The 13,822-nt window shown below is 64.4% G+C and carries 14 protein-coding genes; 8 read left to right on the forward strand and 6 right to left on the reverse strand.

Going from position 1 to position 13,822, the window contains the following annotated elements; genetic code table 11:
* Window positions 1-213 (reverse strand): hypothetical protein (locus EPD66_RS04915; RefSeq protein ID WP_142847564.1); only part of this gene is annotated, 213 nt, incomplete at its 3' end.
* Between the two features lie 305 nt (window positions 214-518).
* Window positions 519-1,406, reverse strand: a complete 888-nt coding sequence (locus EPD66_RS04920; RefSeq protein ID WP_142847375.1) for a DUF3108 domain-containing protein — start codon at window positions 1,404-1,406, stop codon at window positions 519-521.
* A 226-nt stretch (window positions 1,407-1,632) separates the two neighbouring features.
* On the opposite strand from EPD66_RS04920, the gene EPD66_RS04925 reads away from it, so the two are divergent.
* Genes EPD66_RS04925 through EPD66_RS04935 form a run of 3 tightly spaced genes read left to right on the forward strand, consistent with a single transcriptional unit; the run spans window position 1,633 to window position 4,620 of the window.
* Window positions 1,633-2,790, forward strand: coding sequence for a Re/Si-specific NAD(P)(+) transhydrogenase subunit alpha (locus tag EPD66_RS04925; protein ID WP_142847376.1), 1,158 nt, complete (start codon window positions 1,633-1,635; stop codon window positions 2,788-2,790).
* Window positions 2,787-3,209: an NAD(P) transhydrogenase subunit alpha gene (locus EPD66_RS04930; protein WP_185961274.1), complete on the forward strand. Its 423-nt coding sequence runs from the start codon at window positions 2,787-2,789 to the stop codon at window positions 3,207-3,209. Before EPD66_RS04925 ends, EPD66_RS04930 begins: the two co-directional genes overlap by 4 nt.
* 13 nt (window positions 3,210-3,222) lie before the next feature.
* A complete protein-coding gene (locus EPD66_RS04935) occupies window positions 3,223-4,620 on the forward strand; it encodes an NAD(P)(+) transhydrogenase (Re/Si-specific) subunit beta (protein ID WP_142847378.1) in 1,398 nt (465 codons plus the stop codon).
* A gap of 65 nt (window positions 4,621-4,685) precedes the next feature.
* On the opposite strand, the gene EPD66_RS04940 is transcribed toward EPD66_RS04935, so the two are convergent.
* On the reverse strand, window positions 4,686-5,603 hold the full coding sequence (locus tag EPD66_RS04940) for a LysR substrate-binding domain-containing protein (RefSeq protein ID WP_221930881.1): 918 nt from the start codon (window positions 5,601-5,603) through the stop codon (window positions 4,686-4,688).
* Between the two features lie 111 nt (window positions 5,604-5,714).
* On the opposite strand from EPD66_RS04940, the gene EPD66_RS04945 reads away from it, so the two are divergent.
* Window positions 5,715-6,644, forward strand: coding sequence for an AEC family transporter (locus EPD66_RS04945; protein ID WP_142847379.1), 930 nt, complete (start codon window positions 5,715-5,717; stop codon window positions 6,642-6,644).
* A 134-nt stretch (window positions 6,645-6,778) separates the two neighbouring features.
* On the opposite strand, the gene rpsU is transcribed toward EPD66_RS04945, so the two are convergent.
* A complete protein-coding gene (gene rpsU / locus EPD66_RS04950) occupies window positions 6,779-6,982 on the reverse strand; it encodes a 30S ribosomal protein S21 (RefSeq protein ID WP_142847380.1) in 204 nt (67 codons plus the stop codon).
* A 235-nt stretch (window positions 6,983-7,217) separates the two neighbouring features.
* Here rpsU and def point away from each other — a divergent pair, with 235 nt between their 5' ends.
* From def to EPD66_RS04970, 4 genes are all read left to right on the forward strand, one after another.
* Window positions 7,218-7,748: a peptide deformylase gene (def, locus tag EPD66_RS04955; protein WP_142847381.1), complete on the forward strand. Its 531-nt coding sequence runs from the start codon at window positions 7,218-7,220 to the stop codon at window positions 7,746-7,748.
* Window positions 7,745-8,428: a COQ9 family protein gene (locus tag EPD66_RS04960; RefSeq protein WP_142847382.1), complete on the forward strand. Its 684-nt coding sequence runs from the start codon at window positions 7,745-7,747 to the stop codon at window positions 8,426-8,428. Before def ends, EPD66_RS04960 begins: the two co-directional genes overlap by 4 nt.
* 315 nt (window positions 8,429-8,743) lie before the next feature.
* Window positions 8,744-10,036 carry a DUF1835 domain-containing protein gene (locus EPD66_RS04965; RefSeq protein ID WP_142847383.1) on the forward strand — a complete coding sequence of 431 codons (1,293 nt, stop codon included), beginning with the start codon at window positions 8,744-8,746 and terminating at the stop codon, window positions 10,034-10,036.
* 133 nt (window positions 10,037-10,169) lie between these two features.
* On the forward strand, window positions 10,170-11,840 hold the full coding sequence (locus EPD66_RS04970) for a Na/Pi symporter (protein WP_142847384.1): 1,671 nt from the start codon (window positions 10,170-10,172) through the stop codon (window positions 11,838-11,840).
* Window positions 11,841-12,028: 188 nt separating this feature from the next.
* Here the strand turns inward: EPD66_RS04970 and EPD66_RS04975 are convergent, their stop codons facing one another.
* Window positions 12,029-12,646, reverse strand: a complete 618-nt coding sequence (locus EPD66_RS04975; RefSeq protein ID WP_185961260.1) for a DedA family protein — start codon at window positions 12,644-12,646, stop codon at window positions 12,029-12,031.
* Between the two features lie 102 nt (window positions 12,647-12,748).
* The gene (locus tag EPD66_RS04980) at window positions 12,749-13,816 is read right to left on the reverse strand and encodes a 5-(carboxyamino)imidazole ribonucleotide synthase (RefSeq protein WP_142847566.1); all 1,068 of its coding nucleotides are present in this window, start codon (window positions 13,814-13,816) and stop codon (window positions 12,749-12,751) included.
* Window positions 13,817-13,822 lie beyond the last annotated feature (6 nt).

Raw genomic sequence — 13,822 nt, forward strand, 5'->3', positions numbered from 1 at the left:
ATAGATGGGCTCGTCATACTCGCCCAGCACGTCGTCCGCTGTCTGTTCGACTACATCCACTCCAACGATGCCTTGCATCTCAAGGAGACGATCCGCCCGGCGCAGGGCTGCGTCCTTGGTCGATGGCGTAATCGCTACTCCGGGCTTTAGCTTCTCGGTCTTGCCCATCTCCAGGAGATAGGGCTGGCAGATATAGAGGGTCTTCCTGGCCATGGCGATGCTCCGCAACAGAACAAAATGTTCCCTTAATGTTCTACTGCGTGCGGGGCGTCAAGAGGGTAGCGGTGGCGACATGAGAATGCCGTTAGAAGAGGCGGTCAAACCTCGCTTCTAACGGCATCGGCAGGAGTCCAAAAACTCTGTCGGAGAAGTCCAAAATCGGAAACCGCGCTACACCCGCCCTTCGAGATGCCGCCACGGCGGCTCCTCAGGACGAGGCTAATTCCTTATTTCCTATCAATAAGATAGACCTCATGCTGAGGAGGGCCGAAGGCCCGTCTCGAAGCATGGAGTAGCGCTCATCCCCGCGCCAACGAGCAGCCCGCCGGATTGCCGTCGACGCAGGCCTGTTCCAGGTTGATGACGGCGGCGCCGAAGCTGCCGTGGGCCACGAAGCGGACCGGCAGCAGATAGCGGCTGTCGAGCTGCGCCTCGATCACCATGTTCTGCCAGTTCTTGATCTGCTTTTCCTTGAAACCGCCCCGGGGCGTCAGAGTCAGGCGCAGCCTGATCGTTTCCATGGCGCGGTGACGGCCGGGCCCCAGGATTTCCGCATTCAGGTCGAAGCGCCGCCGGCCGTCATAGGACGGCACGGTGAAACGGGCCGGACCATTGCCGTAAACGGCCGCCGCCGTCTGATCACGCAGGGCGACGATCATGCTCAAGGGATCGAGCACATTGGTCAGCAATTCATCGGGCAGCAATTCGTCTTCGGACTCATCCTCGTCCCGGTCGGTCCGCTGGTCCAGGGTCTTGACCGCGAGGCCGCTCTGCGGATCGAATTCGACCTGCACCTCGTGCTGCTTGCGCTTGTCGACCGACACCATCTGGAAGCGCAAGGGTTCGCCGGGAATCTGGCCCGGAGCGGGCGTCGTATCACGGACCCCCCTGGTCTCCGCCTCGACGCGCAACGGCGAGAGGCGGTGCATCAGGCCGTCGCTCTGAAGCTCCATCTGCGCCACATATCCATTCGGATCTTCCTGGATGATCAGGCTCATGCTGCCGACCCTGAAGCCGCTCCAATGTCCGCTATAGCGCAGGCCGACCGTGTCGCTGGGCGAGACCCATTCGGTCCCGGACAGGGAAGCGAGCTGGGGCTGTTCCGCCGTCGCCAGAACCGGCAGAAGGCCTAGCAGGCCGAGAGCGAGGGGCGCGAACCACCGGCGCCGGGCATGAGTACGATCCATGTTGAGCAATATAGTTTCCCTACAGCTTGGATCATCCACAGGAAGACCGGGTGGGTTCCGGGTGGGGAAACTCTACCCGAATGCCCACACTTTAGTATATGACGCATATGATTATTAGCCCTTTGTAGCTCTTAACCTTATCCTAAAGAGCTTGGCAAAAGCCATTATACGCGGCATCTTGTCGCAACGCAGAATCATAAGTCCGCGACAAAAGAGGGACACTTTAATGAAAATCGCCATACCGAAGGAGAGGCGCCCCGGCGAGGCTCGGGTCGCCGCTTCCCCGGATACGGTCAAAAAGCTGCTCGGCCTCGGCTTTGAGGTGGTGGTCGAGAAAGGCGCCGGGTTGGGCTCGTCCATTCTTGATCAGCATTACACGGATGCCGGCGCCACCATCGCCGAAGACGCTGCCGCCACCCTGAAGGACGCCGACATCGTCCTGAAGGTGCAGCGTCCGATGACCGCCGAAGAAGGCAATGACGAACTCGCACTGCTGAAATCGGGGGCGATCCTGATCAGCCATCTGGCGGCGCTGCAGAACCGGGAACAGGTGAAGGCCTATGCCCAGGCCGGCGTGACCGCCTTCGCCATGGAATTGATGCCGCGCATCACCCGCGCGCAGAGCATGGACATCCTGTCCAGCCAGGCCAACCTGGCCGGCTATCGCGCGGTGATCGAGGCCAGCAACGCCTTCGGCCGCGCCTTCCCGATGATGATGACCGCCGCCGGCACCGTCGCCCCGGCCCGCGTCCTGGTGCTGGGCGCCGGCGTCGCCGGGCTTCAGGCCATCGCCACCGCCAAGCGCCTGGGCGCCGTGGTCTATGCCTTCGACGTGCGCCCCGCCGTCAAGGAGCAGGTGGAATCGCTGGGCGGCAAGTTCGTCGAGGTGGACGAGACCGCGACCAAGAACGCCGAGACCGCAGGCGGCTACGCCAAGGAAATGGACGAGGATTACAAGCGCAAGCAATCGGCCAAGATTCACGAGACGCTGAAGAAGACCGATATCGCCATCTCCACCGCGCTGATCCCCGGCAAGCCCGCCCCCGTCCTGATCACCGAAGAGATGGTCAAGGACATGAAGCCGGGCTCCGTGATCGTCGATCTGGCGGTGGAAGCCGGCGGCAACTGCCCGCTTTCCGAATTGGACAAGGTGGTCGTCAAGCATGACGTCACCCTGATCGGCTGGGCCAACATGCCCTCGCGCATCGCCGTGGACAGCAGCGCCCTCTACGCCAAGAACCTGCTGAACTTCATCACGCCGCTGGTCGACAAGGAGACCAAGGCGCTGAACATCAACTGGGAAGACGAAATCATCAAAGGCACCTGCCTGACCCGCGAGGGCAAGGTGGTGCATGCCGCCTTCGCCGGTGAAGGAGGAGCATAATGGACCAACAGCAGATCATCGATCAGGCCACCCGCCTGGCCAATCAGGCCCAGGACCTGGCCCAGGATGCCGCCCGTCTTGCCCATGACACGACGCAGCTGGCCATCGCCTCGGGCACGACCGAGGGCTTCAGCTTCGTCGCCCTGCTGACCGTCTTCGTGCTGGCCTGCTTCGTCGGCTATTACGTCGTCTGGCGCGTCACCCCCGCGTTGCATTCGCCGCTGATGGCGGTCACCAACGCCGTTTCGTCCGTCATCATCGTCGGCGCGCTGATCGCCGCCGGCCCGGCTGAAATCAATCTCTCGAGCATTCTCGGCTTCTTCGCCGTGACGCTGGCCGCCGTCAACATCTTCGGCGGCTTCATCGTCACCCAGCGCATGCTGAGCATGTTCAAGAAAAAGCAGCAGCCGCAGAAGTAAGGGGGGCGCTCAAGTGACTGAGAATTTCGCGGCCTTCGCCTATCTGATCGCCTCCATCTGCTTCATCATGGCGCTGCGCGGGCTGTCCTCGCCCGAAAGCTCGCGCCAGGGCAACTGGTTCGGCATCGTCGGTATGGCGATCGCCATCATCACCACGCTGATGATGCCTTCGGTCGTCAGCTATCCGCTGATCATCGTCGGCATCGTCATCGGCGGCGCCATCGGCACCGTCGTCGCCCGCAAGATCCAGATGACGGCCCTGCCGCAGCTGGTCGCCGCCTTCCACTCGCTGGTCGGTCTGGCCGCCGTGCTGGTCGCGGGCGCCGCCTTGTTCAACCCGCAGGCCTACGGCATCGGCATGCCCGGCCAGATCGGCGCCGGTTCGCTGATCGAAATGGCGCTCGGCACCGCCATCGGCGCCATCACCTTCACCGGCTCGCTGGTCGCCTTCGCCAAGCTCCAGGGCCTGGTCAGCGGCAAGCCGCTGGTCTTCCCGATGCAGCATCCCCTGAATGCCGGCCTTGCCATCCTGATGGTCATCCTGATCATCTGGCTGGCCAGCACCGGCTCCTACAGCGCCTGGGTGCTGCTGGTCCTGCTGTCGCTGGCCTTGGGCCTGCTGCTGATCCTGCCCATCGGCGGCGCCGACATGCCGGTCATCGTGTCGATGCTGAACTCCTATTCGGGCTGGGCGGCGGCCGGTATCGGCTTCACCCTGGGCAACCCGCTGCTGATCGTCACCGGCGCGCTGGTCGGTGCCTCGGGCGCGATCCTGTCCTACATCATGTGCAAGGGCATGAACCGCTCGATCATCAACGTGATCCTGGGCGGCTTCGGCGGTGACTCGGCGGCAGCCGGCGCGGCCGGTGGCCCCGGCGGCGACCGTCCGGTCAAGGCCGGCAGCTCGGAAGACGCCGCCTTCATCATGAAGAACGCCAGCAAGGTCATCATCGTCCCCGGCTACGGCATGGCCGTCGCCCAGGCCCAGCATGCCCTGCGCGAAATGGCCGACCTTCTGAAGGCCGAGGGCGTGGACGTGCGTTACGCCATCCATCCCGTCGCGGGCCGTATGCCCGGCCACATGAACGTGCTGCTGGCCGAGGCCAACGTGCCCTATGACGAAGTCTTCGAACTGGAAGAGATCAACCACGAATTCGGCACCGCCGACGTGGCCTTCGTCATCGGCGCCAACGACGTGACCAACCCCGCCGCCAAGACCGATCCGCAGAGCCCGATCTTCGGGATGCCGATCCTCGACGTGGAAAAGGCCAAGACGGTGCTGTTCATCAAGCGCTCGATGGCTTCGGGTTACGCCGGCGTGGACAACGAATTGTTCTTCCGTGACAACACCATGATGCTCTTCGGCGACGCCAAGAAGGTCACCGAGGAAATCGTGACCTCGCTGGGCTGATCCTTCGGCACGGCACATGAAAAAGGCGGGGCCTGCGGGCTCCGCCTTATTTTTTGACCGGCGCTTCAGGGCGTGGGGCCGGACGCGACCAGCCCGCACGCTTCCGACAGACGGTGCGCGGTGTCCAGAAAACCGGGCAGGCAGGGATTGGCGTTCCGGTCGTTCCAATACAGGCCCTGCTCGATCTGCGCCGAGGCCTCGATCGTCCGGAAGACCGCTCCCGCCAATTGCATCCGCCTCATGGAATCCGGCACCAGGGACACCCCCAACCCCTCGGCGACGAGATTGACGATGGTCTGCTGCAGATGCGTCTCCAGCCGGATCACTGGCTCGAAGCCATGCTGGCGGCAGCAGGACATCACCGCCTCGTGCAGGACCGGCGCGGTCGTGCGGGGAAAGGTCACGAAGGGCTCTGCGGCCAGGTCCCCCACCGAGATGGATTCCTTTCCGGCAAGCGGATGAGTCTGCGGCAGCACGGCGCACAGGGGCTCGCGGGACAAAGGGTGGTAACGAAGGACATTGGGGAAGTCGCCGGGGAAACGGATGGTGATTCCGATATCCGCCTCCCCCGCCATGAGGGCCTGATGCAGGTCGCGCGGCAGGGTCTCGTTGAGGATCAGCGAGACATCGGGATGAGCCTCGCTGAACGCCTTGATCAGACGGGGCAGGACGTTCCAGGCGGCATACATGGTGAAGCCGATCCGCACCTCCCCGCGCTCGCCCTGGGCGGTGGCACGGGCCGAGCGCACGGCGAAATCGAGATCGGCAAGCAGCCGCTTGGCATTCCGGTAGAAATCCTCTCCCGCCGGGGTCAAGGAGACCGACCGCGAGGTGCGGCGGAACAGCGCCACCCCCAGGCTTTCCTCCAACGCCGCGATCTGGCGGCTGAGGGGCGGCTGCGTCATATGCAGGCGTTCGGCCGCTTGGCCGAAATGCTTCGTTTCAGCCAAGACGATGAAATAGCGGAGCTGGCGGATATCCAAGATTGATGCCCCCTCGGTATCGATCAGCGTCATAAATAGCATTAGACGGTATGGATCGACAGAACTAGGCTGAACCTTCCGCCGCGTTTTCTTCCATGGCCCCGCCAACCAATGCTGTCCGTCCTCAGTGTCGTCCTGCCGATCTTCGCCTTGATCCTGGCGGGCTATCTCTGTCGCCGCACCGGACGCCTGGGCGAAACCGCCGCCTCGGAGCTCAACCGCTTCGTCATCTGGCTATGCCTTCCGGCCCTGCTGTTCCGGGCCACGGCGCTGGCGAGCTGGGAGGAATTCTGGCACCCGGACTTCATCATGGTGACGAGCCTCAGCATGCTGGCCGTGTTCGCCGTCACCCTGCTCTACCGCCTCAGATCGCCCCGCCATCTGGCGGATGCCAGCATCGACGGATTGAGCGCCGCCTATGCCAATACCGGCTATATCGGCATCCCGCTTTGCCTGCTGGTCCTCGGCGACGACGGCTTGCGGCCGGCCCTGATCGCCACCCTGCTGGTGGTCTGCGTGCTGTTCGCTGTGGCGGTGATCTTCATCGAGGTCGGGCTGCAGGTGGAAAAATCCCTGCACCACGCGGCGATGAAGGTATTGGTCGCCCTGGGCAAGAACCCGCTCGTCCTCTCCCCCTTGCTGGGCGCCTGCTGGGCGGGAACCGGCGTGGACCTGCCCGAACCGGTCGACAAGTTCCTGTTCCTGCTGGGAGAGGCGACGACGCCCTGCGCTCTCGTCTCACTGGGCCTGTTCCTGGCGCAAAAGCAGCAAGGCCCCAAGGAAGGCGCCATGGGGCTAGTCGCCATCAAGCTCTTCGTCCACCCGCTGATTACTTGGCTGCTGGCCTATTACGTCTTCCGCCTGCCGCCCCTCTGGGCCCATGCCGCCTTGCTGCTCAGCGCCCTGCCGACCGGAACCGGGCCCTTCATGCTGGCGGAATTCTATCGGCGGGAAGCCTCCGTGGTCTCGCGCACCATCCTGCTCTCGACCATCGGATCGCTGATCACGGTTTCGCTCTGCCTGTACTGGATCAAGGCCTGAGCGCGGAAGGCTCCCTCGCCTCCGACAAGGAGGCAGTGCAAACGCCAAACACGCCGCTGCCCTTCGGGCAGCAGCGCGCTTGGTGACTTGCAGGAATAACGCGTCTAGGCTCTGCGGCCCGAACGCGGCAGGCTTTAGAAGCCTTCGCGCTCCAGGCGCTTGCGCTCGAGCTTGCGGGCGCGACGCACCGCTTCAGCCCGTTCGCGAGCCTTCTTCTCAGAGGGCTTCTCGAAGTTACGGCGAAGCTTCATTTCGCGGAAAATCCCTTCGCGCTGCATCTTCTTCTTGAGCGCCTTCAGGGCTTGATCGACATTGTTGTCACGAACGAGAACCTGCACGTTTCGTCACCGCTCCTCTGCAAGTATGCGAAAAACAATCAGATCGGCGGACATCCGCCGTCCGGAAGGCCGTGTTGATAACACAGCCGTCATCACTTGTGAAGGGGGCAGCGGGCGAAATCGACTTTTGTCCGTCGCCGCCACTCCAAACATATGATGTTTCGGCATAAAAACTCAAGATCGCAGGCAGCACCTATTTACGGCCAGCGCACCGCACCGCATATTATCCCCCACTATGGCCATATTGAAGATCGCCCGTATGGGCCACCCTGTCCTGAAGCGCCGCGCCGACGAGGTGCCCGACCCGACCGCGCCCGAAATCCAGCGCCTGGTCCAGGACATGACGGAAACCATGGAAGATGCCGGAGGCGCCGGACTGGCCGCCCCGCAGGTGCATGTGCCCTTGCGCGTGGTCATCTTCCACGTCCCCGCCCTGCGCTCGGATACCGGCGAGGACCTGCCCCTGACGGCGCTGGTCAATCCCGAGATCGAACCCTTGGGCGAGGAGACTGCCCTGGGATACGAGGGCTGCCTGTCCCTGCCCGGCCTGACCGGGCAGGTGCCGCGCTTCACCCGTATCCGTTATCGCGGCTGGACTCCCCAGGGGGAGCGCATCGAGCGCGAGGCCGAGGGCTTCCATGCCCGCGTGGTCCAGCATGAATGCGACCATCTTGACGGTATTCTTTATCCCCGGCGCATGACGGACCTGACCAGCTTCGGCTTTACCGAGGAAGTCCGCCGCGCCCTGCAGGAGGAGGGGAAATGATGGACGTGAAGGATTTGAGAGAAGCCCGCGACGAATTGCTGCTGGCGACCCTGCCCCATGTTCCCTTCGACGGCTGGACGCCCAAGGCCATGCGCGAGGGCGCGCGCAGCCTGGGCCAGGACCGCACCCTGCCCGAACGCCTGTTCCCCGGCGGCGTAGTCGAGATGGTGGATCATTTCAGCGATTACGCCGACCGCCTGATGGTCGAGGACCTGGCGCTGGAAACGGCCGAGGAAATGCGTCTGCGCGACCGCATCAAGACGGTGATCCGCCTGCGCCTGGAACGCTGGGCGCCCGAACGCGAGGCGGTGCGCCGTGCCGCGACCCTGCTGGCCCTGCCGCAGAACGCGCCCGTCGCCCTGCGCGCCACCTACCGGACCGTCGATACCATGTGGTATGCGGTCGGCGACCGTTCCGTCGATTTCAGCTTCTATACCAAGCGCGCCAGCCTGGCCGCCGTGTTCAGCAGCACGCTGCTGTACTGGATGGAGGATCAGTCCGAAGGCTTCGAGGAGACCTGGGGCTTCCTCGACCGTCGCCTGGAAGACATCATGCGCATCCCGAAGATCAAGGCGAAGATCAACCAGGGCCTGTCCTATCTGCCCAATCCCTTGCGCCTGATGCCCGGCTTCTCGCCCGCTCCCCGGCCGCGCCGCTTCGGCATCGACGGGCGTTTCTAGTTCCTTACCGCACGATTCCCGCGAAAGCGGGAATCGATGGCGCCGCCACACTCGCCTTCAGCGCTGCGACTTGCGTAATCGGCTTCATGATCACCCTCCGGGAAGCATGAAGGCCAAGATCGTTATCTTATAACACAAACACCTCAGTAATCCTTCTTGACAGCCGGAGCGGCCTTTCGCGAGAATCCGGGCGGGTTTGGTTGGACCCGCCACGTCCGCGGAAAGGGCTGCGCCCTCAACCCTTGAAAATGGGTTGCCTCGATTCTCCCTTTTCTGTCTGACGGCGGACACGGACATGGATGAAAAGGGATTGCCATGACCGACCAGGCCAAGCGGCGCTACACGCCATTCCGCCTCAATCTCGAACAGCAGAAAAAGCGGGCAAAAGAGCTTCTGCGGGGCCTTCGCGAGGAAGACCCCTCGGCCCTGGCGCGCCTTGCCGCCCATCACCCCCAAGCTGCCATCCGCGCTCCCGCGACGATGCTGCTTGCGGATGCGCAGCTCGTCATCGCGCGCGAATTGGGCAGCCCAAGCTGGCCCCGGCTCCGCGCCCATGTCACCGAGATGGAGCGGATGCGCGCCGCCATCGACCGCAAGCCTTCCGCCCCGGACGGCGCCTTGCGGACGCTCCACATCCGCTGCGGCTCCGACATCCGCCAGACCTTGACCGAGGCCGGTTTTGTCGGCGACTTCCTGGAACATTCCGATCCCTATTGCCAGGGACCGCTGCCCGAGGAAGGGGATTTCCTGTCCATCCGGGCGCGCTTCATCGCCGCCGCCTATGGCGAGGTGATGGATCTTCCGGAAGCATCCGTGGCGGCGAAGCTGCGCCGGGAGGCGGAAACCCTGGCGCAGGCCGCCGGCATCTACGACCGGGTGGTCCTGTGGTGCGAGCATGACAGCTACGACCAGCTGACCCTGGCGCGTTGCCTCGCACAATTCGCGCAGACGGGAAAACCCGCCGTCCTTGAACTCGTCTCGATCAACCATTTTCCGGGGGCCGCGCGCTTCATCGGTCTTGGGCAACTGCCGCCCGAAGCGCTGCGGATGTTGTGGGAGAGGCGGCATCCTCTCTCGCCAAGCGACCTGGAGACTGGCCGTCAGGTCTGGGAGGCGCTGCGCCGGGCCGATCCAAGCGCCTTGGCAGCCATTGCATGCTCGTCCCTGGACAGCCTGCCCGACCTGCCGCACGCCCTGCTGCGGCATCTGCGGGAACTGCCCTGGACCACGGACGGTCTTTCCCTGACGGCACGCCTGACCCTTCAGTTGATCGAGTCCGAAAGCCTGACCGTCGAGCAGGCCTTCTCGCGGCTGATGCGCGAGCGCGAGCCGCTGCCCTGGCTGGGGGATGTCATGTTCCTGGCCGTGATTCGGGCCATGGCCCGGGCGCAGGAGCCGCCCTTTGTCCTTCCCGATCCGGCAGCGGCGGACAAGCCCTGGCCGCAATGGCGGCTGGAGATCACCGAGGCGGGACTCGCGGTGCTGCGGGGTGAACGGGACTGGCTGTCCCTGGGACCGCCGGAACGCTGGGTGGGGGGCGTCCGTATCCTTCCGGGGGCGACACACTGGCGCTGGGACGAAAGCGGGAAGCGCCCCCTGCGCATGTGAGACGCAAGCGGCGGCACATCCGCTGTCGCAAATATTTCACGGAACCATCCACGCGGCTTCTGGCGGCACCGGGGCGATAGCGGTTATTGTCCCGCCTCGACAGGCACTTCCAGGTGATGCGAGTTCCGTTCGGATGGATATCGTAGTTGAGATCTTGGGCGGGCTCGGCCTGTTCTTTATCGGCGTCAAGCTGATCGGGGCCAATCTGCAGCAGATGAGCGGACGGCGGCTGCGCAGCGCCGTCGCCCGCACGACCCGGCGTCCGGCCGCCGCCGCCCTGATCGGCACCGCTGCCGGTGCCCTGACCCAAAGCACCAGTGCCGTCACCTTCGTCGCCGTCAACATGGTCACGGCGGGGCTGATCGAAGCCCGGCGGTCGGTCCCGCTGGTGATCTGGGCCAATGTCGGTACCGCCGCCCTGGTGATGCTGGCGACGCTGAACATCCATCTGATGATCCTCGCCTTGCTGGGCATCGTCGGCGCCCTTTACTATTTCGGCCTGGACCGCTCGGCCCGCTGGCGCCATGCCGTCGGCGCCCTGCTCGGCCTCGCCCTGCTGTTCCTCGGCCTGGACATGGTCAAGGCCAGCGCCGCGCCCCTGCGCGAGATGGAAGAGGTGCGCGACGTCATCGCCTTCACCGCCGGTTCGGGCCTGCTGGCCTTCCTGGCCGGGGCGGTGCTGACGCTGATTGCGCAATCCTCGGCCACCGTGTCGGTGGTCGCCGTCGCCATGGTCTCGGTGGGCCTGCTGACGAGCGAACAGACCGTCCTGCTGATCTATGGCGCCGGTGTCGGTTCCGGCCTCTCCATCCGGCTGCTGGGCTCCAATCTCAGCGGCACCGCGCGGCAGTTGGTCGAATTGCAACTGATCAACAAGCTGATCGGCGCGGCCATCCTGGTGCCGCTCTTCCTGATCGAGCATTCCTTCGGCCTGCCCCTGCTCCAGACAGCCGTCGCCACGCTGGCCGACAATTCTGCCGCCCAGGCGGCATGGCATTACCTGATCTATCAGCTTGTCGCCGCACTGGCCGTGTCCGCCATCACGGGGCCGCTGTTCCGCATGGTCGAACGCTGGCGTCCACCGACCGCCGCCGAGGAATTGTCGCGGCCGCAGTATCTGTATGAAGCCGCGCTGGCCGAACCGGAAACGGCCCTCGACCTCGTCCTGCGCGAACAAGGCCGGTTGCTGGGCTATCTCTCCGATTCCCTCGACACCATCCGCCCCGAAATGGCGGGACGGACGGCCACGCCGCATGCCGCCCTCGACAAGGCCGGACGGGCACTGGGGGCGGAGATCCATGCCTTCATCGGCGCTGCCTTAGCCGGGGGCCTCGTCGGCCACGGCCTAGACAAGGCGATCCGGGCGCAGAACAGGATGACCCTGCTGTCGGAATTGCAGGAAAGCGTCGGCGAATTGGTGATGGTGCTGGACCGGGCCGACATCCCGAAAGATTTGTCCCCGCTGGCCCATGGCCTAGTGGAAAGCGCCCATCTGGTGGTCGAAACGCTACGCGACGAGGCCCGGGCCTTCGATCCGGTGGGGCATTCCCTGCTGCTTTCCCTGACTGCCGACCGCAGCGACATGATGGACCGCATCCGCAAGTCGATGACGACCCGTACCGCCGCGCTGTCACCCCGGGACCAGGACCTGCTGTTCACCATCACCACCCTTTTCGAGCGTGTGGTCTGGCTGGTGCGCCGCTACGCCATGCAGATGGATGCCAATGACGGCATGGTGGACGAAACGGTCCCCCAGGCGGCCCCTGCGCAGGAGGATGCGCTCAAGGCCGGGGCGTTCAACTGAAGGCTTTCAGCCTCGGAATGCTGGCAAACCTCTCTTTCCTCGTCACTCCCGCGAAAGCGGGAGTCCATGGAGCCGCTTCATCCATATTAAGCGGCTGATATCTTCACGATTCCCAGCATGGACCCCCGCCTTCGCGGGGGTGACGTTTTTCTGCGGACGGCATCGGCTTTGTCAGCAGTCTGAGGCTTTCAGCCCTCGGCGTTGGCCGAAGCCGTTTCGGCGGTTTCCGCCATGTCCGCTTGCTCTTCTTGCCGCCGCTTGCGGGCCTTGTAGCGGTTGCGCAGCCAGGACAGCCCCCCTGCGACGAGGGCCAGTCCGCCCAGGCCGAACAGCACGTCGGTCTGATGCTCGCCCAGGAATTTCTCCAGGGCATGCCCGAAATAATAGCCGCCGAAGGCGAAAGCCGCCGCCCAGACCATTGCCGCAAGGAGGTTCAGTCCCCCGAACCGCAGCCGCGAGACGCCGCTCATGCCGATCACGAAGGGGCTGACATTACGCACGCCGTAAAGGAAGCGGAAGGACAGGATGAAGGCCGTCTCGTATTTCCGCAGGATGCGGAAGACCCAATCCACGCGCTTGCGCATGTTCGGCCAGCGTTCCAGCAAGGGCGTGCCGTAGCGCCGGCCGATGTAATAATAAAGCTGGTCGCCGCAGAAGGTGCCGGCGATGGCGCTCGCCATCACCAGGGAAATGTCCATGTATCCCTGATAAGCCGCGATCCCGGCCAGGATCACCACCGTCTCGCCTTCCAGGAAGGTCAGGCCGATAATGCCCAGGTAGCCCCAAGTACTGAGAAATTCCTGCACCCTGCTACCCAGCCCGGTGGTTTGCGTGAAGACAGTGGAGAGTCAATCCGCTAACTCGGTCGCCGTCAACAGCGGATGCGGCCAAGTCCCGCCCTCCCGTATTCAGGTAATGGGGAACAGCCGGTTGACGTGGCCCATCTTGCGGCCGGGCCGGGCTTCGGCCTTGCCGTAAAGATGCAGTTTGGCCCCCGGTTCCTGCAACAGGGCGGGCCAGGACTCCACTTCGTCGCCGATCAGATTCTTCATGATGGCGTTGGAATGGCGTTCGGGCGAACCCAGCGGCAGGCCGCAGACAGCGCGGACGAATTGCTCGAACTGGTCGGTCAGGCAGGCATCCATGGTCCAATGGCCGGAATTGTGCGGCCGCGGGGCCATCTCGTTGACCAGCAGATGCCCGCTCTTCGTCACGAACATCTCGACCGCCAGCAGCCCCACCAGTTCCAGCGATTCGGCGGCCTTGCGGGCGATGCCGATGGCCTGCTCGGCCAAGGACTCGGAAATGGGCGCGGGCGCCAGGGTGGTATCGAGGATGTGGTTGACGTGGCGGTTCTCGACCGGATCGAAACAGGCCCAGGCGCCGTCCAGGCCGCGCGCCACGATCACCGAGACCTCGCGCTCGAAATGGATGAAGCCTTCCAGCACCGCCACATCGGTCTTGAGCGAGGCCCAGGCTTCCGCCAGATCGGTGCCGTCGGTGATCTTCACCTGCCCCTTGCCGTCATAGCCCAGCCGCGTCGTCTTCAGCACGCTGGGGCGGCCCAGGTCGGCAACGGCGGCTGCCAGGGAGTCGGGGCCGGTGACTTCGCGCCAAGGGGCGGTCTCGATCCCCAAACCGTTGAAGAAGCGTTTCTCGGCCAGCCGGTCCTGGGCCGTCTCCAGCACGTTCCAGCCGGGCCGCACGGCCACGTGCTCGGCCAGCAGGCGCACGCTCTCGGCGGGAATATTCTCGAATTCGAAGGTCACCACATCGACGGAGGAGGCGAAGGCCTCCAGCGCGGCGCGGTCGGTATACTCGGCCACGGTACAGGCGTGTGAAACCTGCTCGGCGGGGCCCTCCCTCTCGGGGGTGAAGATATGGCAGCGATAGCCCAGGCGGGCGGCAGCCAAGGCGGTCATGCGGCCCAACTGGCCGCCGCCGATGATGCCGATGGTGCTGCCCGGCGGCAGCATGGTCAC

Origin of the sequence: Telmatospirillum sp. J64-1, from assembly GCF_006980715.1 — a bacterium.
In the GTDB taxonomy this organism is placed as follows: domain Bacteria; phylum Pseudomonadota; class Alphaproteobacteria; order Rhodospirillales; family Magnetospirillaceae; genus Oleiliquidispirillum; species Oleiliquidispirillum nitrogeniifigens.